The 21,696-nt window shown below is 58.6% G+C and carries 17 protein-coding genes and 3 pseudogenes; 19 read left to right on the forward strand and 1 reads right to left on the reverse strand.

Going from position 1 to position 21,696, the window contains the following annotated elements:
• Positions 1 to 792: 792 nt before the first annotated feature.
• The 19 genes and pseudogenes from ACD590_RS36450 to ACD590_RS36540 all read left to right on the forward strand — a co-directional run bounded on the left by ACD590_RS36450 (position 793) and on the right by ACD590_RS36540 (position 20,276).
• The gene (locus ACD590_RS36450) at positions 793 to 1,026 is read left to right on the forward strand and encodes a hypothetical protein (RefSeq protein WP_345774745.1); all 234 of its coding nucleotides are present in this window, start codon (positions 793 to 795) and stop codon (positions 1,024 to 1,026) included.
• 871 nt (positions 1,027 to 1,897) lie between these two features.
• Positions 1,898 to 2,791 carry a nitrogenase iron protein gene (gene nifH, locus ACD590_RS36455; RefSeq protein ID WP_054186393.1) on the forward strand — a complete coding sequence of 298 codons (894 nt, stop codon included), beginning with the start codon at positions 1,898 to 1,900 and terminating at the stop codon, positions 2,789 to 2,791.
• A gap of 106 nt (positions 2,792 to 2,897) precedes the next feature.
• A complete protein-coding gene (nifD, locus tag ACD590_RS36460) occupies positions 2,898 to 4,400 on the forward strand; it encodes a nitrogenase molybdenum-iron protein alpha chain (protein ID WP_096772154.1) in 1,503 nt (500 codons plus the stop codon).
• Positions 4,401 to 4,522: 122 nt separating this feature from the next.
• Positions 4,523 to 6,064, forward strand: a complete 1,542-nt coding sequence (gene nifK / locus ACD590_RS36465) for a nitrogenase molybdenum-iron protein subunit beta (protein ID WP_439007667.1) — start codon at positions 4,523 to 4,525, stop codon at positions 6,062 to 6,064.
• Positions 6,065 to 6,122: 58 nt separating this feature from the next.
• A complete protein-coding gene (gene nifE, locus ACD590_RS36470; protein ID WP_141399572.1) occupies positions 6,123 to 7,613 on the forward strand; it encodes a nitrogenase iron-molybdenum cofactor biosynthesis protein NifE in 1,491 nt (496 codons plus the stop codon).
• A 9-nt stretch (positions 7,614 to 7,622) separates the two neighbouring features.
• Positions 7,623 to 8,978, forward strand: a complete 1,356-nt coding sequence (nifN, locus tag ACD590_RS36475) for a nitrogenase iron-molybdenum cofactor biosynthesis protein NifN (RefSeq protein WP_096772152.1) — start codon at positions 7,623 to 7,625, stop codon at positions 8,976 to 8,978.
• Positions 8,975 to 9,469 carry a nitrogen fixation protein NifX gene (gene nifX, locus ACD590_RS36480; RefSeq protein ID WP_054186335.1) on the forward strand — a complete coding sequence of 165 codons (495 nt, stop codon included), beginning with the start codon at positions 8,975 to 8,977 and terminating at the stop codon, positions 9,467 to 9,469. Before nifN ends, nifX begins: the two co-directional genes overlap by 4 nt.
• 3 nt (positions 9,470 to 9,472) lie before the next feature.
• The gene (locus tag ACD590_RS36485) at positions 9,473 to 9,985 is read left to right on the forward strand and encodes a NifX-associated nitrogen fixation protein (protein ID WP_096772151.1); all 513 of its coding nucleotides are present in this window, start codon (positions 9,473 to 9,475) and stop codon (positions 9,983 to 9,985) included.
• A complete protein-coding gene (locus tag ACD590_RS36490; RefSeq protein ID WP_096772150.1) occupies positions 9,972 to 10,175 on the forward strand; it encodes a CCE_0567 family metalloprotein in 204 nt (67 codons plus the stop codon). Before ACD590_RS36485 ends, ACD590_RS36490 begins: the two co-directional genes overlap by 14 nt.
• Positions 10,172 to 10,490: pseudogene (gene fdxB / locus ACD590_RS36495) on the forward strand (ferredoxin III, nif-specific). Before ACD590_RS36490 ends, fdxB begins: the two are co-directional and overlap by 4 nt.
• A gap of 132 nt (positions 10,491 to 10,622) precedes the next feature.
• Entirely contained in the window at positions 10,623 to 10,919 is a 297-nt protein-coding gene (locus tag ACD590_RS36500; RefSeq protein ID WP_239621163.1) for an exopolysaccharide production repressor protein, read from the forward strand.
• Positions 10,916 to 11,167 (forward strand): acyl carrier protein, encoded by a 252-nt coding sequence (locus ACD590_RS36505; protein ID WP_096772148.1) that lies wholly within the window; start codon positions 10,916 to 10,918, stop codon positions 11,165 to 11,167. Before ACD590_RS36500 ends, ACD590_RS36505 begins: the two co-directional genes overlap by 4 nt.
• Positions 11,167 to 12,360, forward strand: a complete 1,194-nt coding sequence (locus ACD590_RS36510) for an acyl-CoA dehydrogenase family protein (protein ID WP_096772147.1) — start codon at positions 11,167 to 11,169, stop codon at positions 12,358 to 12,360. Before ACD590_RS36505 ends, ACD590_RS36510 begins: the two co-directional genes overlap by 1 nt.
• Before the next feature lie 5 nt (positions 12,361 to 12,365).
• Positions 12,366 to 13,237: pseudogene (locus ACD590_RS36515) on the forward strand (amino acid--[acyl-carrier-protein] ligase).
• Between the two features lie 2 nt (positions 13,238 to 13,239).
• Positions 13,240 to 14,199: a DUF1839 family protein gene (locus tag ACD590_RS36520; protein ID WP_096772146.1), complete on the forward strand. Its 960-nt coding sequence runs from the start codon at positions 13,240 to 13,242 to the stop codon at positions 14,197 to 14,199.
• Between the two features lie 67 nt (positions 14,200 to 14,266).
• Positions 14,267 to 16,695 (forward strand): annotated as a pseudogene (locus ACD590_RS36525) (glycosyl hydrolase 2 galactose-binding domain-containing protein).
• A gap of 24 nt (positions 16,696 to 16,719) precedes the next feature.
• Positions 16,720 to 17,733 (forward strand): 1-aminocyclopropane-1-carboxylate deaminase, encoded by a 1,014-nt coding sequence (locus tag ACD590_RS36530; protein WP_096772145.1) that lies wholly within the window; start codon positions 16,720 to 16,722, stop codon positions 17,731 to 17,733.
• Positions 17,734 to 18,084: 351 nt separating this feature from the next.
• Positions 18,085 to 19,131, forward strand: a complete 1,047-nt coding sequence (locus ACD590_RS36535; protein ID WP_096772144.1) for an aspartate-semialdehyde dehydrogenase — start codon at positions 18,085 to 18,087, stop codon at positions 19,129 to 19,131.
• On the forward strand, positions 19,113 to 20,276 hold the full coding sequence (locus tag ACD590_RS36540) for an amino acid kinase family protein (RefSeq protein ID WP_096772143.1): 1,164 nt from the start codon (positions 19,113 to 19,115) through the stop codon (positions 20,274 to 20,276). The genes ACD590_RS36535 and ACD590_RS36540 overlap by 19 nt, the downstream gene beginning before the upstream one ends.
• 247 nt (positions 20,277 to 20,523) lie before the next feature.
• On the opposite strand, the gene ACD590_RS36545 is transcribed toward ACD590_RS36540, so the two are convergent.
• Positions 20,524 to 21,657, reverse strand: a complete 1,134-nt coding sequence (locus tag ACD590_RS36545) for a response regulator transcription factor (protein WP_239621050.1) — start codon at positions 21,655 to 21,657, stop codon at positions 20,524 to 20,526.
• Between the last annotated feature and the right edge of the window lie 39 nt (positions 21,658 to 21,696).

Genomic DNA, 21,696 nt, shown 5'->3' on the forward strand with positions numbered 1-21,696 from the left:
ATCGAATCGAGAAATGCGGAAGTGCCGACCTCCGCTCGCGTTTGGCGGCGGACCGCGGTCGCACATTGCAACACTGTGTCATTCGCAGGCCGGCCGGCGCTATGGTCCCGACCAAACTGCATTTAATCGATTTCCGACATTCGTCATGCGCGGCTGCTCATTGTGAATTTCTCCAATGTTATAGATCAATTGCAACAGCGAGGAGCCAGAACCGCCCGTCCTGCTTGGGCCTGCCTGAAGGTGCGCAAGTACCAGAACACCGCCGGAGCTGCTCGGAGTTTTCTCCCTCGTCTGCGGTTGATTGGCGCGCATGCGGCGCTGCCGATTTGTTGAAACGCGACGATATTGTTCGGGCGCTGTTGATGCAGTTGCATTTAAGCCCCGAGCAAATAGGAAAACTTTTCCTAGGCTCTTTTCGCAGCTGGCACGATTTTTGGATCTCCCACATGCCGAGGGATTGGAGTTTTGTTTGTCAGCAATTGGTCGCGGAGTCGACCGTAAGGTGAAGTGGGCTTCATACGACCGTATGGGCCTCCCGAAGCCGCCTTAAGGGATGAAAATCGCCAGCGATGGGTTGGGCCAATGAAAGGCTCGAAGAGGAGGAAAAGAGCATGAACGGCATTATGTTTCGGACCGTCCACCGCGTTCTGCCATTGGCGAAGAAGTCGCCAAACTGCAACAAGGGCGACGGTGTGTCTGTCCCGGCTGCAAATTCAGTTGCGATGTCGCCCCTCGTACCGAGTGAGGTCCCTCGTGCACTACTTTAAGCCGTTATTAAAGCGTTCTCATCAGGTGTTTGTAGCCGAGGACGGGAGTATCTGGATCGGGAAGGAATCCCAGAAATCAAGAAAGATCATCCAATCTCCTCCGCCTTGGGTCGCCGGTTTGGTTTCGAAACTGGACGGCGAGCATACACTACCAAGGATACTGAGCGAGCTTAAATCAGAACGGTATGACGTCACCAAATGCGACGTTCACGATTTCGTCTCTGCCCTTGCCAGCTGTGGGCTCATTGAAGAGAGCTGAGCCACTTAAGTTGGAGATGGGGTCAATCGGGCAATGGTTGCCCCATGTCCGGCCGCGGCGTTGGAACTGGCAAAAGGGTTTTTCATCAAGGGCGATCACGCAACGAGCGTTCGACGAAATGATACTCGTCCTCGAATGCGGCCGTCGTCGGTCAAGCTGGTGACTCGAGCAAGCGCCAGAGTGGGTGTCGCAGATTCCTCAATGCGAACAAAAGATTCAGCAGTTCGCAGTCAGTTGATCGAGTCCCTGTAGCCCGGGCGACCGGCTTTGTTTCTTTTGTCCACGCCGGCTGGGCAGCCGCGCAACACTTCCGCGCCATTCCTGAGCGGTTTGGGGCCGAGCAATATTGCGGAAGGTTTGTCGTTCCCTGGCGGGCTTACCGTTCGTGGGCGACCTGGAAGGGGCGGAAACTGCCCGATGATCAAGTCGCGAGGCGTCTTCCACTCAAGAAAGAAGCTCGGGCGAAAGACGGGCCTATTCAATACTGTTCGCGATTTGATCGCCCTCGACGTTTTGCGGGATCGAAAGCTTCACCATTTCTCTCTTGGCTACAGGGATGTGCGAATGTCTCCAGTTTTCGGAGCTTCGTTTGATCCTGCTGATAGTCGCGGTCTCCCTGCCGCGCGGTCGACCGAGCGGTGCAAGTGATGCCCTTACGACACCGTCTGTCGGCTTTGTCCGGTCGGCGACATTAGGGTTGGTTGGCCAGTTTCCTGTGCTGGCTCGGGCTAACTTCCTGAAACCCAACAAAAAGACCTTTGCTTCGGCTCGATCGGCCCACATGGCACGGGTTTTGAAGACTGCCCTGGGAGGCGGCGCGAGCTGCCGGCCTTTTACTCAGCGATGGATGGAACGAAAGAAGGAAGGCGATATGTCAGATTTGCGTCAAATCGCATTTTACGGCAAAGGGGGGATCGGCAAGTCCACCACCTCCCAAAATACGCTCGCAGCGCTTGTCGACCTCGGGCAGAAGATCCTGATCGTCGGATGCGACCCGAAAGCCGACTCCACCCGGCTGATCCTGAACGCCAAAGCACAGGACACGGTTCTGCATCTGGCAGCCCAGGAAGGTTCGGTGGAAGACCTTGAGCTCGAGGACGTGCTCAAGGCCGGCTACAAGGGCATCAAGTGTGTGGAGTCCGGCGGTCCGGAACCGGGCGTCGGCTGCGCCGGGCGCGGCGTCATCACCTCGATCAATTTCCTCGAGGAGAACGGCGCTTATGACGATGTCGACTACGTCTCCTATGACGTGCTCGGCGATGTGGTGTGCGGTGGCTTCGCGATGCCGATCCGTGAGAACAAGGCCCAGGAGATCTACATCGTGATGTCCGGCGAGATGATGGCGCTCTATGCCGCCAACAACATCGCCAAGGGCATCCTGAAATATGCCCATTCCGGCGGCGTGCGGCTCGGCGGCCTGATCTGTAACGAGCGCCAGACGGACCGCGAGCTCGACCTCTCCGAGGCGCTGGCTGCCAGGCTCAATTCCAAGCTCATCCACTTTGTGCCGCGTGACAACATCGTCCAGCACGCCGAGCTCAGGAAGATGACGGTGATCCAGTACGCGCCGGACTCCAAGCAGGCCGGGGAATATCGGGCGCTAGCCGAGAAGATCCATGCCAATTCGGGCCAAGGGACCATTCCGACCCCGATTACCATGGAAGAGCTCGAAGACATGCTGCTCGACTTCGGCATCATGAAGAGCGACGAGCAGATGCTGGCCGAACTACAGGCCAAGGAGTCAGCGGTGGCTGCGGCTCAATAACTGCCGCTGTCGACAGGACGCGCTGGCCCTTGAGCCAGCGCGTCCTTCCACGAAAGACGCTTCGTCGACGACGACCTAACCCGAACCTTGAAAGGGGCAGGGGCCCATGAGCCTTGATTACGAGAATGACAGCGTTTTGCATGAAAAGCTCATTGCGGAAGTGTTAGCGCAATATCCAGACAAGGCGGCGAAGCGCCGCAAGAAGCACCTCAGCGTCGCAACGAGCGGCGACGAGCCTGGCGATGAGCCGAAGGCGCTTTCCGAATGCGACGTCAAATCGAACATCAAGTCCATTCCGGGCGTGATGACGATCCGCGGCTGCGCCTATGCCGGCTCCAAAGGCGTGGTATGGGGGCCGGTCAAGGACATGGTCCACATCTCGCACGGGCCGGTCGGTTGCGGTCATTATTCCTGGTCGCAACGCCGCAACTACTACGTCGGCCTGACGGGCATCGACACGTTCGTGACGCTGCAGTTCACCTCAGACTTCCAGGAAAAGGACATCGTGTTCGGCGGCGACAAGAAGCTTGAACAGGTCATCGACGAGATCGAGGCGCTTTTCCCCCTCAACAACGGCATCAGCGTGCAGTCGGAATGCCCGATCGGGCTGATTGGCGACGACATTGAGGCGGTGTCGCGCAAGAAGGCCAAGGAGCACGAAAAGACGATCGTGCCGGTGCGCTGCGAGGGCTTCCGCGGCGTCTCGCAATCGCTCGGCCACCACATCGCCAACGACGCCATCCGTGACTGGGTTTTCGACAAGAACGACGTCGAGTTCGAGACCGGCCCTTATGACGTCAACGTCGTCGGCGACTACAATATCGGTGGCGACGCGTGGGCTACGCGCATTCTATTGGAGGAGGTGGGGCTGCGCGTGGTCGGCAACTGGTCGGGTGATGCCACGCTCGCTGAGGTCGAGCGCGCGCCAAAGGCGAAGCTCAACCTCATCCACTGCTACCGCTCGATGAACTACATCTGTCGGCACATGGAGGAAAAGTACGGCATCCCGTGGATGGAATACAATTTCTTTGGTCCGTCCCAGATCGAAACCTCCCTGCGCGAAATAGCCAAGCACTTCGGTCCGGAAATCGTCGACAAGACCGAGGCTGTCATCACCAAGTACCGGCCCCTGGTCGATGCTGTCGTCGACAAGTACCGGCCGCGCCTCGAAGGCAAGACGGTGATGCTCTATGTCGGCGGCCTGCGTCCTCGCCACGTCATCACGGCCTATGAGGACCTCGGCATGCGGATCGTCGGCACCGGCTACGAGTTCGCCCACAACGACGACTATCAGCGCACCGGCCATTATGTGAACAAGGGTACGTTGATCTATGACGACGTGACCGGTTACGAGCTGGAAAAGTTCATCGAAGGCATCCGCCCCGACCTTGTTGGGTCCGGCATCAAAGAGAAGTATCCGGTGCAGAAGATGGGCATCCCCTTCCGCCAGATGCACTCCTGGGATTATTCGGGCCCGTATCACGGCTATGACGGCTTTGCCATATTCGCCCGCGACATGGATCTGGCCATCAATAATCCGGTGTGGGATCTCTACGACGTCCCCTGGAAAAAAAAGGCCGCGCCAGCTGAGGCGGTTGCGGCCGAATGAGAGCTTGGCCTGTCTTGGGAGGGGGCAGGCCAGGCCCTTCCATCGGCCTTGATCCGCACTCGTGACAGATGACATCCCATTGCCGCCACCGGTGCGGCGCGATGAAAAGAAAGGTGCTTACTATGCCGCAGTCGGCGGAAAAAGTTCTCGATCATGCTCCCCTGTTCCGCGAGCCGGAATACAGGCAGATGCTCGCCGAGAAGAAAGCCAATTTCGAATGCCCCCACCCGGATCAGGTCGTTGCCGATCAAAACGACTTCACGAAGACCTGGGAGTATCGCGAAAAGAACCTGGGCCGCAAAGCCCTGGTCGTGAACCCGGCCAAAGCCTGCCAGCCGCTCGGTGCCGTCTTCGCAGCCGCAGGCTTTGAGCAAACGATGTCCTTCGTCCACGGCAGCCAGGGCTGCGTCGCCTATTACCGTTCGCATCTGTCGCGTCACTTCAAGGAGCCTTCATCGGCGGTCTCGTCCTCGATGACGGAGGACGCGGCGGTGTTCGGCGGGTTGAAGAACATGATCGACGGGCTCGCCAATACATACAAGCTCTACGATCCGAAGATGATCGCCGTCTCGACCACCTGCATGGCCGAAGTCATTGGAGACGATCTCCACAGCTTCATCGAAAACGCAAAGAACGAAGGGTCGGTCCCGCACGACTTCGATGTTCCTTTCGCTCACACGCCTGCCTTCGTCGGCAGCCACGTCGATGGCTATGACGGCATGATCAAGGGCATTCTGGAGAACTTCTGGAAAGGCAACGAGCGGAAGGAGGTTGCCCAAGCCATCAACATCATTCCCGGCTTCGACGGCTTCTGCGTCGGCAACAACCGCGAACTGAAGCGCCTGCTCGACATGATGGGCGTATCCTACATCTTCATCCAGGATGCCTCCGACCAGTTCGACACGCCGTCTGACGGCACGTACCGCATGTATGACGGCGGCACGAAGATCGAAGACGTGAAAACGACGTTGAACGCCGAAGCGACCCTGTCGCTGCAGCACTATAACACGCGCAAAACGCTGGAATATTGCAAGGAGGTCGGTCAGGCTACGGCCTCGTTCCATTATCCGCTGGGTGTCCAGGCGACCGATGAATTCCTGATGAAGGTCTCGGAGATTACCGGCAAGGAAATTCCTCCGGCACTCGGCCTGGAGCGCGGCCGTCTCGTCGACGCTATGGCAGATAGCCAGGCCTGGCTGCACGGGAAGAAATACGCGATCTACGGCGATCCTGACTTCGTCTACGCCGTTGCCCGCTTCGTCTTGGAAACCGGCGGTGAGCCGACCCACTGCCTTGCTACCAACGGCACGTCGGCCTGGGAAGCCGAGATGAAGGCGTTGCTCGCATCCTCGCCCTTCGGCAAGGATTCCCAGGTCTGGGCGGGCAAGGACCTCTGGGCGTTGCGCTCGCTGCTCTTTACCGAGCCGGTAGATCTTATGATCGGCAATTCCTATGGCAAGTATCTCGAGCGCGACACCGGCACCCCATTGATCCGGCTGAGCTTTCCGATATTCGACCGGCACCATCACCACCGTTTCCCGCTCATGGGCTACCAGGGCGGCCTGCGCGTCCTGACGACGATCCTCGACAAGATCTTCGACAAGCTCGATCGCGAGACGAGCGAGCCGGGTGTGACAGACTATTCTTACGACCTGACCCGCTAGGAGCGGCGGCGGTCGGCCTTGTGAGGCCGGCCGCCTTCATCTGAACTTGGAGACCGCAATGCCCTCGCTCAATGCTAAAGTCCAGGACGTCTTCGACGAGCCTGCCTGCGAGAAGAACCGCAGCAAGGATTCCAAGGCGCGTAAGAACGGCTGCTCGAAGTCGCTGATCCCCGGGGCGGCAGCCGGCGGATGCGCTTTCGATGGCGCCAAGATCGTGCTGCAGCCCGTCACCGACGTCGCGCACCTGATCCACGGGCCTCTCGGCTGTGAGGGCAATTCCTGGGACAACCGAGGATCGGCTTCCTCAGGTCCAACGCTCTGGCGCACGAGCTTCACGACCGACCTCACTGAAACCGAAGTGGTGATGGGACACGGCGAGCGGAAGCTTTTTAAAGCAATCCGCGAGATCAAGGAGGCCTATGCTCCACCGGCGGTCTTCGTCTATTCGACCTGTGTGACAGCATTGATTGGCGACGACATCGAGGCGGTCTGCGAGCGGGCCGCGGAAAAATTCGGCCTTCCGGTGGTGCCAGTCAACGCACCGGGCTTTGCCGGCTCCAAGAACCTTGGCAATAAGCTCGCCGGTGAAGCGTTGCTCGATCATGTGATCGGCAGCGTAGAGCCGAACGACGTGACCGCCTACGACATCAATATCATTGGTGAGTTCAACCTATCCGGCGAGTTTTGGCTGGTGAAGCCGCTTCTTGACCGGCTGGGGATCAGAGTGCGGGCCTGCATTCCAGGAGACGCTCGATATCTTGACATTGCTTCTGCGCATCGCGCCAAGGCGTCCATGTTGGTGTGCTCGACAGCACTCATCAACCTTGCCCGCAAAATGGAGGAGCTCTGGGATATCCCGTTCTTCGAAGGCTCCTTCTACGGCATTACCGACACCTCTGAAGCACTCAGGCAGATCGCCAAGCTGCTCGTGACGCAGGGGGCGGATCCCGAAATCCTCGAGCGCACCGAGGCATTGATCGCGGAGGAGGAGGCGATTGCCTGGAAGAAACTCGCAGCATATCGACCAAGGCTTGAAGGCAAGCGCGTGTTGCTCAACACCGGCGGCGTGAAGTCCTGGTCGATTGTCGATGCGCTGATGGAGGTGGGCATCGAGATCGTCGGCACCTCGGTTAAGAAATCCACGCCTGAAGACAAGGAACGGATCAAGCAACTCCTGAAAGACGAAAACCACCTGTTCGAGTCGATGGCGCCGCGCGAGCTTTATAACATGCTCGCCGACGGTAAAGCCGACATCATGTTGTCTGGCGGGCGCACGCAATTCATCGCGCTGAAGGCCAAGACACCTTGGCTCGATATCAACCAGGAACGCCACCAGCCCTATGCCGGCTATGACGGCATGGTGGAGCTCGTTCGCCAGATCGATCTTGCTATTCACAATCCGATCTGGATTGAGGTGCGGGAGCCGGCACCGTGGGAATGCCAGCATGCGGTGGAAGAAGAACTGACGAATACCAAGAGCGAGAACGAGACTGGGTACGCCTTGCAAAACTTTGTCGGCGCGGTCGCCGGCAGCTTCGGCAAGCGTTGAGGAAAGCCGATGGTTCAAGTCTTTCCCCAGACCAAATCAGCTGCGGTCAATCCGCTGAAATCATCACAGCCGCTCGGCGCCGCGCTCGCCTTTCTTGGCGTCGAGCGTGCAGTGCCGCTGTTCCACGGCAGCCAGGGCTGCACCAGCCTGGCTCTCGTACTTTTAGTCCGGCACTTCAAGGAAGCCATTCCCTTGCAGACAACGGCATTGGACGCAGTGGCGACGATCCTCGGCGGCGCAGGTAATCTGGAAGAGGCGATACTCAATCTCAAGAGGCGCGCAAAACCAAAGTTGATCGGAATCTGCACGACAGCCCTGGTGGAAACCCGCGGCGAAGATTTTGCAGGCGATCTCACCAACATCAAGCGGGATCGTGCCGATGAGCTTGCGGGTACGGAGATCGTGCTGGCGAGCACACCGGATTTCGAGGGAGCGATCGAAGAGGGATGGGCTAAGGCTGTCACCTCTATGATCGAGCGCATCACCACGCAAGGCGAGCAGAGCCGCGACCAAAAGAAGATTGCGATCCTACCAGGATGGCATGTGACAGTCGCCGACATCGAGCTTCTGCGCGAAACGGTCGAAAGCTTCGGTCTGAAGCCGGTAATCCTGCCGGACATTTCCGGCTCGCTCGACGGCACGGTGCCCGACGATCGTTGGGTGCCGACCACCTATGGCGGTACTCCCGTCGACGAGATCCAAGAGCTTGGCACGGCGGCACAATGTATCGCGATCGGCGAGCATATGCGCCGCCCCGCAGAGCTACTGCGGACCCGGACGGGAGTGCCTTACGCACTGTTCCAGTCGCTGACAGGATTGAAAAGAGCCGACCGGTTCGTCTCGTTGCTTTCAAGGATTTCAGGTGCGCCGGTGCCAGCAAACATTCGCCGTCGCCGAGCACAGCTGCAGGACGCCCTGCTCGACGGGCATTTCTATTTCGGCGGCAAGAAGATCGCAATTGCTGCGGAGCCGGACCAGCTCTACCAATTCGCTACCTTCTTCACCGGCATGGGCGCCAAGATTACGGCGGCAGTCACCACGACCGGCACTTCAAAAATAATCCAGGAAATGCCGGTCGAATCGCTCCAGGTGGGTGATCTTGGCGATCTCGAAGAACTTGCCGTCGACGCTGATCTTCTTGTTACGCATTCGCATGGACGACAAGCGGCGGAGCGCCTTGGCATTCCGCTTATGCGGGTGGGCTTCCCGATTTTCGACCGACTCGGCAGCCAGCATAAGATCACAAGTCTCTATCAGGGAACGCGCGACCTGATCTTCGATGTTTCCAACATCTTCCAGGCCAATCAGCGCGCGCCGTGTCCTGGATCGCTTGATCCCTCCCGCAAAGGAGAACTGGCTAGATGACCGCCGCCCGTCGCCTCTCCATCGTCCCTGACGGGGCTCACTCGGCAGCTCCGAAGCGGAAGGCTGGCGCCTTGCGCGTAGCAATCGCCACCCAAGATATGAAATGTCTGGACGCCCATTTCGGATCGGCCAAGCGCTTCGCGGTCTTTGACGTCAGTCCCGACGATTGGAAACTCGTGGAAGTCCTGTGTTTCGAAGACGTTTCCGATGAGAGCGGAATGCATCGAAACGAGGGCGACGATCGCATTGCCCCCAAGGTGAAGGCATTGGAAGGCTGTCACCTCTTGTTCTGTCTGGCGATTGGCGGGCCTTCGGCAGCAAGGGTCGTTTCGGCCAAAATCCACCCGATAAAAGTACCCGATGCTCAATTGATTGAAGACGTACTGTCCCAAACTAGGGCGATGCTCAGGACGACTCCACCGCCCTGGTTGCGCAAGGTGCTAGCCGAAGCAGGCGCCACCGAAAAGAAGCCTTTCGATGAGGAGGACTAGGACATGGGTACATTGGCAGGAAGTACGGATGGCCCTGCTATCAACGAGGATGGGGATCTCGCCACCCCTTTTCTCAGATGCCTCATAAGGCTCATCCGCGCTCAGGATGCCCATGGGGCGTGGGAAGGCAAATCGGACGCTGACCTGCTGGCCGACTTCATCCTCGCCAAGGAGCAGCGCCGTGAGATCCCGATCATCGGCGATCCCGATCCGGACGTGCTGTGGAGGCTCCAGAATTTTTACAGTTGCGTGGGACTTGTTATCGAAGAGCGATGCGGCCTGGTGGCATCGCCGATCATGACGATCGGCCATGAGGGCTTTGGCCGCGTGGTTCTCACGACCGGACGGTTGGTCGTTCTGTCGAAGACCCTACGCGATGTCCACCGGTTCGGCTTTGAGATGCTTGGGAAACTCGCCGAGGTGGGCACAAAATTGGTCGACGATGCGATCGCAGTCCCAATGTGGCGCGGGCGTGATGAGCCGGTTTTTGAGGAAGGAGATCATGTCAGACCTTGAGAAACTACAGAAGAAGGTCCGCAAGCTGCAGTCGCGGGCGGGCAATGCGAAGATGGAATTGCACGACCTAGCCGAGGACCTCCCGGTCAACTGGACCGAGATCAAGGCGGTCGCCGAGAAGACGTTCGGGGTTTTTGCCGAGTTGGAGGCTGCGAAACGAGAGCTCGGCGCATTGGAGAACTCACGATGATGGGCCCAATTTTCGTTACCCGCGATGGCTCCAGATGGATGCCGGAATATCTGACCGCTATCGATGGCACGACCTGCATCGGTTGCGGCCGCTGCTTTAAGGTCTGCTCGCGCGAGGTCATGCACCTTCACGGAATCGATGACACCGGTGAAATCCTCGGCATCTGCGACGGCCAGGACGACGACTTCGATGGCGAGCTCAATCGCATTGATGGTCGTCGACCATGCCGGCTGTTGCATTGGCTGCGGAGCCTGTGGCCGCGTCTGCCCGAAGAACTGCCAGACTCATGTTGCCGCAGACAAGGTTGCTGCGTGATCTTGCGAACAAATCAGGAGAACAGTGTTGCCCTTCAGAATCTTTTGTCTCCTCCTGCTGCTCGTCGTCGGCGCCAGCGCCCCAACGAGCTACTTCGTCTCGCATTCCATCCGCATCGTAATGGTCAAAACGATGGGTGCTTGGCTCCTTCTTCAAGTGGCTTATTTCGCAAGCATGCTCTTTCTCATCTGGCGGTCTAGCCGCGCTCAGAGCGGTCGCCAAAGGGCTAAGCGGTCGATCATTGCCAGGAAGGACGCTATCAGTCGCAAGCGTATCATGAGGGCGACAAATGAAGGCTCCGACGCGCTCCAACCGGGTCAAACCCTCCGAGTATCGGCGCTCCCTTGGGTGGCCTTTCACTATTACCTCTCGGCTCAGGATAAGACGCCGTTACCGTGTTTGCGATTGCCTAGAGGGACTCCAGGATGAATGAGACTATTCGCGATTTGCTGGCCAAGTGTGATGCGCTCCCCGTCACAATGGATCAGATTGCCGACGACGCCGATCTCTATGCGGCGGGGCTGTCTTCCTTTGCGTCGGTGCAACTCATGCTCCGCATCGAAGAGGCTTTCGATATCGAGTTTCCCGACAATCTGCTGAACCGTAAATCCTTTGCCAGCATCGTCGCCATCGAAAAGACGGTTGGCATGATCCTGGATAGCCGAAAGGTCGTCTGATGAACGTCGCGGGCGCTCTGATTGAAGCCAGGGCCGGAGACGCGGCGGCGGTGCGCGCCGCACGCGTCGCGGCGATCGCCGGCAAATATGCTGACGCAGTCGATGCCGAAGGCCGTTTCCCGCGCGAAGCTGTAGATGCGATGCGCGCCGAAAGGCTGCTCGGCATTCAGGTGCCGCACCATCTCGGCGGTGAATCGGCCTCGATCACCGAGATCGCCGAATTGTGCTCGATGCTCGGCCAGGCTTGCGCGGCGAGCGCCATGGTCTTCGCCATGCACCACATTAAGCTGTCGAGCCTTGTCGAACACGGCGCCGACAGCCAATGGCATTGCCATTTCATGCGCCGCATTGCTGCCGAGCAACTGCTGATCGCCTCCGCCACCACCGAGGGTGGGATCGGCGGAAACCTGCGCAACAGTATTTGTGCGGTTGAGGTCGATGGCGATAGCTGCCGCCTCGAAAAGGATGCCACCGTCATTTCCTACGGCTCGCATGCCGACGCCATTCTCATCACCTCGCGTGCGCATGCCCAGGCGGCTTCCTCCGATCAGGTGCTTACGGCCTTCCTCAAGGACCAGTACACGCTCGAGAAAACGCACGTCTGGAACACGCTCGGCATGCGCGGCACCTGCTCCGACGGCTTCCTGTTCAAGGGACAAGCGCCGGCAGAGCAGATCCTGCCGAAGCCTTTTGCCGAAATCGCGGCGCAGTCCATGCTCGCCTCCTCGCATCTGCTTTGGAGCGGTGTCTGGTACGGCATTGCGGTCGACGCCGTCGCTCGCGCCCAGGCCTTCGTGCGCGCCGCTGCCCGCAAGGCGCCGGATGCCCAGCCGCCGGGTGCGCTGCGCCTGGCGGAGGTGTCGAACCTGCTCCAGATGGTGAAATCCAACGTGGTTGCCGGCCTCAAGGCCTATGAACATGCCAAGGCCGATCCCGACAGGCTGTCGTCGATGGGCTTTGCCGTGGCGATGAACAACGTCAAGATCGCCTCATCCGAGACGATCCTGGAGATCGTCAACCACGCCATGCTGATCTGCGGCATCATGGGCTACAAGAACGGCACGCCCTTCAGCCTGGGACGCCATCTGCGCGACGCCCATTCCGCGCAGCTGATGATTTCGAACGACCGCATCCTCGGCAATACGTCGAGCATGCTTCTTGTCCACAAGCAGGACACTAGCCTACTGGGGTAACAGTCATGGATATGCAGACCTCGTTTCTCGACCGGCTTTTCGAATCCGGCCTGCTGATCGATACGGGTATCGACGGGCTCTATGGCCGCAGCGGCCAGTTCGAAGAGGCGGCGGCGACGGTGCGGAGGCCATGCGTTTTCCGCCCGGCATGAACCGCGCCTTTTTCGAAAAGAGCGGCTACATGAAGAGCTTCCCGCAGCTGGCCGGCACAGTGCACAGCTTCTGCGGCAGCGAACTCGACCATGTCAGCCTGTTGCAATGCATGGAAGTCGGCGAGGACTGGACCAAGGGGCAGGAAGCGACCGATATCGTGTTGACGCCGGCTGCCTGCTATCCGCTCTATCCGACGGTCGCCAAGCGCGGCAATCTGCCGAAGACGGGCGGCCTCTTCGACCTGCAATCCTATTGCTTCCGCCACGAGCCGTCGAAAGACCCGGCCCGCCAGCAGCTGTTCCGGATGCGCGAATATGTCTGCATGGGCACCGAAGAGCATGTCACCGATTTCCGCCAACGCTGGATGGATCGCGGCGTCGAGATGATGAAAGCCGTCGGCCTCGAGGTGACGATCGACATCGCCAACGATCCGTTCTTCGGCCGCGCCGGCAAGATGCTCGCCAACAATCAGCGCGACCAGAACCTGAAGTTCGAACTGCTGATCCCGATCACCTCGTCCGCCAATCCCACCGCCTGCATGAGCTTCAACTATCATCAGGACGCCTTCGGCACGAAATGGGGTCTCAACCTCGAAGACGGCAGCGTCGCGCACACGGCCTGTGTCGGCTTCGGGCTGGAGCGCATCGCGCTTGCGCTTCTCCATCATCATGGGCTCGATACCGTGGAATGGCCCGAGAGCGTGCGCAAGGCACTGTGGGGTTGATCATGGCTTCCGTCTTCAGGGACCTCGATCCCGTTACCCATAAGTCACACGCGCTGCACGCCAGCGAGCGTATGTGGCCGGAAACCAACTGCTATATCGACCTCTGGATCGAAGTGCTGAACACGCTTAGGCTGCCTCCGGAAGCGATGCTCGGCTTCACTGTGACCCTGGATTTCGAGGGCGACCAGTTCCCCTTCTTCAAGGTGCCGCTCGAAGATCTCGAAGCGATCTACGGCATCCGCTGCACGGAGCTGGCGATCTACAACGAGGTCCAGCATCACGTTGCCGAACAGATCGGTCGTGGCCGGCTTTGCCTGGTGGAGATGGATCCCTTCTTTATGCCGGATACGCAGGGCGTCGGCTATCGCTGCGAGCACGGCAAGACGACGATGGCGATCAATCGGCTTGATATCGCGGGCCGTTCGCTCGACTATTTTCACAATGGCGGCTTCTTCAGCCTTTCGGGCGAGGATTTCGACGGACTGTTGCAGTTGCAGCTTACGGAAGAGGATCCCCCGTTCCTGCCCTATACCGAATTTGCTAAATTCCCGGAAAAGGCGCCGGGAGAATCCGCCATTCGGCAAACATCGCGGCAGCTCCTGGATTTCCATTTCTGCCGCCGCCCCACGGCCAACCCCATACGTGCCTTCGCAGCGGTTTTCCCGGCCCAGGCGGAAGCGGTGGCCGAGCGGTCCTTCGGCTTTTTCCATAAATATGCCTTCAATACGCTGCGCCAGCTCGGGGCCAATTTCGAGCTGGCGGGCAGTCATCTCGATTGGCTGTCGGCGGATTTCGCTGAGGCGGCTGGTGAGGCACGGCGGATTTCGGAAGTGGCGAAATCGGTGCAGTTCCAGCTTGCCCGAGCTGTGACGCGCAAGAAATTCGAGCCGTTGCAGATGGCGCTTGAGCCGGCCGTGGATGCATGGGATTCCATGATGGGCCTGCTTCAACAAAAGCTGTAGTTGAACATGATCTCCTCCAAGAGTCGCTTTTCACTTATCGGGATCATGTTTTGAGTTGGGGGATCCAATGCAAGGGCGTTTGGCTGATATCAGCGGCGACGCGCTGCAGAGCGATGGCTGGAATCTGGTTCTGACGGATGCGGGCGCCTGCGCTTCGTCTTCGGATCTATCGCCTTCGGCTGGTCTCATCCCGGCACCTGTGCCGGGCACTGTGGCGGAAGCGCTGGAAAAGGCCGGGCTTTTCGACCGAGAACAACCGCATCCGTTGAACGACCGTGACGCTTGGTATCTCTGCCGGTTGGTCGATGTTAATGCCGGCGATGCCGTATTGCGGCTGGAAGGTCTGGCAACGCTCTGCGAAGTCTTCCTGAACGGCCAGAAAATTCTCGTCTCCGAGAGCATGTTCGAAACCCATGATCTTGCCGTTCACCTTCATGGCGGCGACGAACTGGCATTGTGCTTCCGTGCGCTGGAGCCGGGCCTTGGCGAACCCGGCCCGCGCGCCCGCTGGCGGCCGCAAATGATCACGCCGCAGGGATTGCGGCTGGTGCGCACGACCCTGCTCGGCCATATGCCTGGCTGGTGCCCGGAAAGACAGGCCGTCGGACCCTGGCGGCCGGTATCGCTGCTGCATCCGCATAAGCCCATCGTTCGCGACCTTTCGCTGCGGTCTGATCTGCTCGAGGATGGCGAGGGACTGCTCTATGCCTCGCTTTCGATCGAAGGGTATGTCAGCGAGGTCACCCTTCGCTGCGGCGAGATCAAGCAGGCCTTCGAGCGGGATAGCCACGGCCGCTGCACGACGATCCTGAAGATCCCTAGTGTGACGCCATGGTGGCCACGCACGCATGGAAGACCGCACCTCCATGAGGTCACGCTGATCATCGATGATGTCGAGCATCCGCTCGGACGCGCCGGCTTTCGTCGGCTGGCGATCGATCGCGGCCCCGATGGCAGGATTTCGGCCTGATGGTAAACGGCGAACGCATCTTCTGCCGTGGCGCGGTCTGGATCACAGCCGATATCGTGCGCCTACCTGGCGGTAGCGCCGATTCCGAACCGTGGCTGCGGCTGGCGGCGGAGGCCAGTATGAACCTGATCCGCATTGGCGGCACTATGGCCTAGGAGACGCCGGAGTTCTTCCGCCTCTGCGATGAGTTCGGCCTGCTGGTCTGGCGGGATTTCATGTTCGCCAATTTCGACTATCCGAAAGACGATAAGGCTTTGAACGCCCATGTCGAGGCGGAAGTGGCGCAGTTCCTTTCCGCCACGCGACTGTCGCCATCACTCGCCGTCGTTTGCGGCGGCAGCGAAACCAGCAGGCGGCGATGCTCGGCCTGCCGGAGCGACTCTGGCCGAGCCCCATCGTCGAGGAGATCATACCGGCGGTTGCCCGATCGCTTCGGCCGGATATCCCCTATGTCGCCAATTCGCCCTTCGGCGGCGCCATGCCGTCGGCGTCGGAGCCTATATGCGCCCTCTCGATGACTCACGCCGCGCTGACGTCCGCTTTGCGGCGGAAAGCTTGGGTTTCGCGCATTACCACAGGCCCGGAGCTGTCGCGGCATCTCTCGGTTCCTCCAGTCCAAAGCCCGCTATGGAAGGAGCGTGTGCCGCGCGATCGTGGCGCCTCCTGGGATTTTGAGGATGTGCGCGATCATTATCTTGCGAGCTCTATGGTTTCGAGTCGGATCGGCTGCTCCGGGAGGATCCTGATCTCTATCTTGCTCTGTCGCAGGCGGTCACCGGCGAAGTCGCGGAAGAGTGTTATGCCGAGTGGCGGCGGCAGGGTTCGGGCTGCAACGGCGCTCTGGTCTGGACGCTGTAGGATTTATTGCCTGGCCCGGCTGGGGCGTATCGATTCGACCGGAGAACCGAAGCCAACATGGTATGCGCTGCGCCGCCCCTTTCGGCCCGTGCAAGTGCTTTTCACCGACGAAGGCACCAACGGTCTCGATTTGCATGTGGCCAACGAGAGCAATGTGACGCTCGACCTCGATCCCGAGGTCCGCTGCCTGCGCGATGGCCGTCAAAAAGTGGTGAGCGGTAAGCTTGGCCTCTCGATCGAAGCCCGCGCCAAGTGCAAGATCGCCTGCACCGATCTCTCGGCGCCTTCTTCGACACCACCTATGCCTTCCGCTTCGGCCCGCCGTCGCATGACGTCACGGTAGCGCGTCTCATAGCGCCCGACACCGAGGCGCTGATCGCGGAAGCTTTCTATTTCCCCTTGGGCAGGACGAAAGCCTTTCATGAGGCCGAAATCACCGCTTCCGTCGCGCATCAGGACGATCACTGGTTCCTTGATCTGCGCAGCGACCGGCTGCACAATCGGTACAGATCGATCTTGAGGCCTATCGGGCGGAGGATGATTGGTTCCACCTACCGCCGGGTCCGATGCGGCGGTTGAGGCTTCATCCGAGAACTGGAACGTCGGCGGAAACTGTTCCCACCTGTCAGATCAAAACCCTGGGTAGCCGGCGAATAGTCGAAGTCTGATCAAGGTAAGTCACTGGAGAGAACATGCTGAAAAAGTTCGAACGATACCCGCTCACCTTTGGACTTACGCCCATCGAGAAGCTCGACCGCCTCGGCAAGCATCTAGGGGGAAAGATGGAAATCTACGCCAAACGCGAGGACTGCAACTCCGGTCTCGCGTTTGGCGGAAACAAGCTTCGCAAGCTCGAATACATCATCCCCGCTGCGATCGCGTCGAAAGCCGATACGCTTATCTCCATCGGCGGCGTGCAGTCCAACCACACGCGGATGGTCGCGGCGGTCGCCGCCAAGATCGGCATGAAATGCGTGCTTGTCCAAGAGAGCTGGGTACCACATGAAGATGCCGTTTACGACCGAGTCGGTAACATTCTCTTGAGCCGTATCATGGGAGCAGAGGTGCGGCTGGTCGATGAGGGCTTTGACATCGGCATCCGCGGCAGTTGGGAAGAGGCACTCGACGAGGTCAAGTCAAGAGGAGGTAGACCCTATGCAATACCAGCCGGGGCATCCGTTCACACATTTGGTGGTCTCGGCTACGTCGGCTTCGCGGAGGAAGTCCGTGCACAGGAGAAGCAGCTTGGATTTGCCTTCGACTATATCGTGGTTTGCACGGTGACGGGTTCGACGCAAGCCGGCATGGTGGTCGGGTTCGCCAGTGACGGGCGACAGCGCAACGTGATCGGGATCGATGCCTCCGCAAGCCCCGCCCAAGCCAAGGCGCAGGTGCTAAAAATTGCTCGGCATACTGCAACGCTCGTTGACCTCGACAAGGAAATCGACGACGACGACGTGCTTCTGCTCGAGGGATATGCGTATCCTAGTTATGGCATTCCGTCAGAGGAAACGAAGGAGGCCATCCGCTTGTGCGCGCAGCTGGAGGGCATGATCATCGATCCGGTCTACGAGGGCAAATCAATGCAAGGGATGGTTGATCTCGTGCAGAAGGGCTTTTTTCCAGAAGGATCGAAGGTCCTCTATGCGCATTTGGGGGGCGTTCCGGCGATCAACGGTTACAGCTATGCCTTTCGCAACGGCTGACGCCAGGCGATGTTGCGGCGAGCGCACGCGCTATGCGGTGGTACTGCTCCACGAAGATGCTCTTGCGAGTCTCGGAAATCTCCAGTTTAGAGCCAACCTCGGTCTGAGTGACAGGCACCTCCAACAAAAAGTACGGTTTGCTGAATGTTTTTTCATGTGATGCATAGCAGGTGCATTCAATACGGCCCCTACCGAACCTGGTAGTTTTTGATGATTCCATCATCACATAGAGTGTGGGCGGTGATCGTCCACCATACCCAATCAGGAACCTGACACAGCCTCCATAGGAGCAGTGAACATAGCCACGCGGGCAGCGAGCTGCCCGGAACTGCCCTCTGGAGGTCGAGTATCATGAGAGCCTTGGATATTTCTATCATTGGAGCCACGGGGGCCGTCGGGGCTGAACTGATAAAGTTGCTGGATTCGAGCCAGCTTCCGGTCTCTCGTTTGCGGTTGCTAGCGTCCCGCACCTCGGTCGGTCGCCAAACAAGGTTTCGAGATGAAATCTGCATCGTGGAGCCACTCGACGAAATCGACGATACCCAAGCCGATATCGCGTTATTCTCCGCAGGGGGCGCGGTAAGCGCCAAATATGGACCTCTGTTCGCAGCCCAGGGCGCCCTCGTGATCGACAACTCGAACGCCTTTCGAATGAACCCGGACGTACCACTCCTCATACCACAAGTTAGTCCTAATGCGCTCGCGGCTCGCCCGCGTTCGGGGATAGTGGCAAACCCAAACTGTTCTACGATTCAGCTGGTCCGCGCTCTTAGACCATTGGTCACTGAATTCGATGTCCATCAGATCATTTTGACCACCTTTCAGGCCGCTTCGGGGGGCGGCCTGAAAGGGATCGACGAGCTATTGGAAGGGGCCAGAGCCGCACTGGTTGGACGAGCGCCGCCAACCGCGGAGCATTTCCCTTTTCCCCTTGCGTTCAATGTAATACCGCAAGTTGGTGAGATCGCCTCGGAGGGCGTGACTTTAGAAGAGCGTAAGCTCGTTCAGGAGTCTCGAAAAATCTTGGGTCTGCCTCATCTGCGGTTAACCTCCACCTGCGTTCGGGTTCCCGTAGTAAATGGCCATTCGGAGGCGGTGTATCTCGAGCTACACGAGCCCGTTCCCCTGGAGCGGGTTCATGAGTTGCTGGCGATAGAGTCCGATGTCCGGCTCTATGCAGACGGAACCCACGAAGGATACCCCACACCGCGCTTTCTGGAAGATCCTACGGTTGTTCACGTCGGGCGCGTGAGAGTAAACCCCGAGAATCCGTGCGGGCTCTGGCTCTGGATCGTCGCAGATAATCTTCAAGTTGGAGCGGCGCTTAACGCACTTCCCATCGCAAAGCTTGCAATCGCCAACAACGTGATTGGTGGACCATGTACGCAACGGTTCTAAAATTCGGAGGCTCTAGTTTTCGGCATCCTGAAGACTTCGGTCGAGTCGCTCGGCATTTAGCCGAGCGACTCGCAGCCGGTGAAAACAAAATCGTTGCCGTGGTCAGCGCAATGTCGGGAACGACCGACAACCTCAAATCAGTCATGCTCGACGTCAACAAGCAAGTAAAACCATCGAACCTCGATGCGGCACTCGCAACCGGAGAGATGCTCAGTGCCTGCCTGTTGGAGGCCGCCGTGAGCCGGCAAGGGATTCCCGTCATGTCTTTAAACGGTTATTCCCTTGGAATATGTACGAATTCAGACTTCGGCCGCGCTTCGATAGAAAGCGTAAATCCTAGTTCAATTATTGCAGCGTTACGGGGAAATGACATTGTCATTGCCACGGGCGGACAGGCAATTGATCAGTCGGGCAGGTTAACGTTTCTCGGCAGAAATAGCTCTGATCTGACAGCTATCGTAATTGCCTCCATGTTGGGAGAGCGCTTTTGTGAAATATACTCGGATGTTCCGGGTGTCTATACAGCAGACCCTTATCTTGTGCCGGGAGCGCGATTGATTCCAAAGATTGCCTACGAGACAATCGCACGGATGTCGAGATATGGCGCAAAAGTACTGCACCACAGGGCAGTGGAGTATGCCGAAAAGCACTCGGTCACCATTGCTTGCAAATCGCTCACCAGCGACGGAGTGGTTAATGGCACGATTGTCACAGAGCATGGGAATGCCCCTTCCGTGACACTGGCTCGCGGTGCAGCCGTGTTATCGTGCGGCAGCCTTGCGGAACGCAACAAGCTCCGCGCGATTCTTGATCAGGAGGACATCAGCGCAATCTGTACGGAGGACAACCGCGGGATCGGCATTTGCATTTTAAGCGACGTTGATTTTGCCCTTCGGATTGTCGCGCTGACAGGCAACCGCTCGGTCTCCGTTGGTTCAAGAACCGCAGTGACAGAGCTCGATTCTTCAACGTTGCGCGTCCATTTGGAAGACGATCATAAGCTGGCGATTTCCCGGGCGCGTGAGATCCATGAACGATTGTATCCCGGAACGGACGGCGAACCAGTTGCGCCGAGAGCGGCTAAGCAGCGCTCCGCTCACAGTTCGTTGCTCATCGGTACGGATGCGCCGGAAAATACGCAATGACGCCGTCGAGGGGTGCCGAAGCGGATGGGACCGTCGCTCGAGACACTTGGAGCCCCGGCGCATGGGGCAACGCGTAAGAAGCAGGAATGAGCAAATATTGAGCTTGCTCGTCATCCTTTCCCGGCATTGAACAGTAATCACATCACAGCTGATTTGATGGTATGGAACAGCTCCAACATCGGTACAATTGAGGGCGCGGGGGGAGGCAGGTCGACGAAGCTACCTGTAGCCAAAATACCTCGCGTGCCTAATCGGAAAGTGCGTATCCGACGGACCATACGGTGCGTATGAGATCCTGTCCGCCCGCCTTATTGAGAGCCGCTCGCAAGCGGCCAATGTGGACATCGATGGTGCGGGGGCCAACATGAACAGCGCGTTGCCAAGCCGCGCCCCGCAGTTCATCCCTGGAGTACACCTTATGTGGGTCCTTCATGAGATGGTGCAACAGTCGAAACTCCATTGGAGCGAGATGAATCGTACGTCCATTTCGCCGCACGCGATAACTGCTTGCATCCAGTTCGAGATCGAGAAAGGTCAAGAGTTCTCTTGGGCTGAGGGCGGGATCCCGATTCGCTTCCTGCCAGATCGCGCCAATACTTGTCATGAGTATCTCGGGCGAGAATGGTCTGCAAAGATACTGGTCGGCACCGGACTCAAGCATTTCTTGCCGACTTGCTTCGTGACCTTCGGCCGCAAGCGCGATAATCGACATTGACTGCGTCCGGCGGTCCAAGCGGAGGCGTTCACAGAGCGTCTGCGTCTCCACACCGGGTATACGTGATTCAAGAAGCAGCAGATCCGGCGCCGTTGTCCGGAGGCGCTTCGCAAGCGCCTCGCCATCGCTCACGCCTGCAACCACAAGGCCATTGCTTTTTACGGTGTATTCCAAAAACGTGCGAAAGCTATCGTCTGCCGCAGCGATCAGTACCATTGGCGGTGGCAGGAAACCCGGACTAGTAGCGTCATTCGACATCGTAGACCCTTCAGATGTGCCTTCGACCGGCCGCTCCATTTGTGGTTCTGTCGCGAATATGAATTTTGGCCACGAAGAGCAGTGTGCTACGCGACGCACTGATTGCCGCCGACACCATGCTTTCAAGTCAGCATCAATCGGATTGGACCGGACTTTGATGTAGTTCTTGTCAATATGCCAGTTTCCGGTGGGGCCGTTGCATCCGTTGAACAGCTCCAGCAGGTGAGTAGAGACGGGAACAATGCAGCGGTTGATCGTGGATTGATCAACCTGCAGATTCCGCTCAGCAATCGTATCTTCCAGATCGGGATGAGCGACCTGGGAGTGGCCGGGACAGTATTGTAGATGGGTGTTATCACAGGACGACTTCTCCTCGCTCGGTAATGCGGTTTGCTCACAATCATGCATGCACCGTGCCAAAGTAGCCCGACGTTCTAAAAACAATAT

The sequence above is a fragment of the Rhizobium sp. 862_C5_N1_2 genome (genome assembly GCF_051811205.1).
Lineage (GTDB): Bacteria > Pseudomonadota > Alphaproteobacteria > Rhizobiales > Rhizobiaceae > Rhizobium > Rhizobium leguminosarum.

Excerpts from the sequence above, each read along its gene's own strand:
- nifH (WP_054186393.1), top strand. The coding sequence starts at position 1,898 with ATGTCAGATTTGCGTCAAATCGCATTTTACGGCAAAGGGGGGATCGGC.
- nifD (WP_096772154.1), top strand. The coding sequence starts at position 2,898 with ATGAGCCTTGATTACGAGAATGACAGCGTTTTGCATGAAAAGCTCATT.
- nifK (WP_439007667.1), top strand. The coding sequence starts at position 4,523 with ATGCCGCAGTCGGCGGAAAAAGTTCTCGATCATGCTCCCCTGTTCCGC.
- nifE (WP_141399572.1), top strand. The coding sequence starts at position 6,123 with ATGCCCTCGCTCAATGCTAAAGTCCAGGACGTCTTCGACGAGCCTGCC.
- nifN (WP_096772152.1), top strand. The coding sequence starts at position 7,623 with ATGGTTCAAGTCTTTCCCCAGACCAAATCAGCTGCGGTCAATCCGCTG.
- nifX (WP_054186335.1), top strand. The coding sequence starts at position 8,975 with ATGACCGCCGCCCGTCGCCTCTCCATCGTCCCTGACGGGGCTCACTCG.
- ACD590_RS36485 (WP_096772151.1), top strand. The coding sequence starts at position 9,473 with ATGGGTACATTGGCAGGAAGTACGGATGGCCCTGCTATCAACGAGGAT.
- ACD590_RS36490 (WP_096772150.1), top strand. The coding sequence starts at position 9,972 with ATGTCAGACCTTGAGAAACTACAGAAGAAGGTCCGCAAGCTGCAGTCG.
- ACD590_RS36500 (WP_239621163.1), top strand. The coding sequence starts at position 10,623 with ATGGGTGCTTGGCTCCTTCTTCAAGTGGCTTATTTCGCAAGCATGCTC.
- ACD590_RS36505 (WP_096772148.1), top strand. The coding sequence starts at position 10,916 with ATGAATGAGACTATTCGCGATTTGCTGGCCAAGTGTGATGCGCTCCCC.
- ACD590_RS36510 (WP_096772147.1), top strand. The coding sequence starts at position 11,167 with ATGAACGTCGCGGGCGCTCTGATTGAAGCCAGGGCCGGAGACGCGGCG.
- ACD590_RS36520 (WP_096772146.1), top strand. The coding sequence starts at position 13,240 with ATGGCTTCCGTCTTCAGGGACCTCGATCCCGTTACCCATAAGTCACAC.
- ACD590_RS36530 (WP_096772145.1), top strand. The coding sequence starts at position 16,720 with ATGCTGAAAAAGTTCGAACGATACCCGCTCACCTTTGGACTTACGCCC.
- ACD590_RS36535 (WP_096772144.1), top strand. The coding sequence starts at position 18,085 with ATGAGAGCCTTGGATATTTCTATCATTGGAGCCACGGGGGCCGTCGGG.
- ACD590_RS36540 (WP_096772143.1), top strand. The coding sequence starts at position 19,113 with ATGTACGCAACGGTTCTAAAATTCGGAGGCTCTAGTTTTCGGCATCCT.
- ACD590_RS36545 (WP_239621050.1), bottom strand. The coding sequence starts at position 21,657 with ATGCATGATTGTGAGCAAACCGCATTACCGAGCGAGGAGAAGTCGTCC.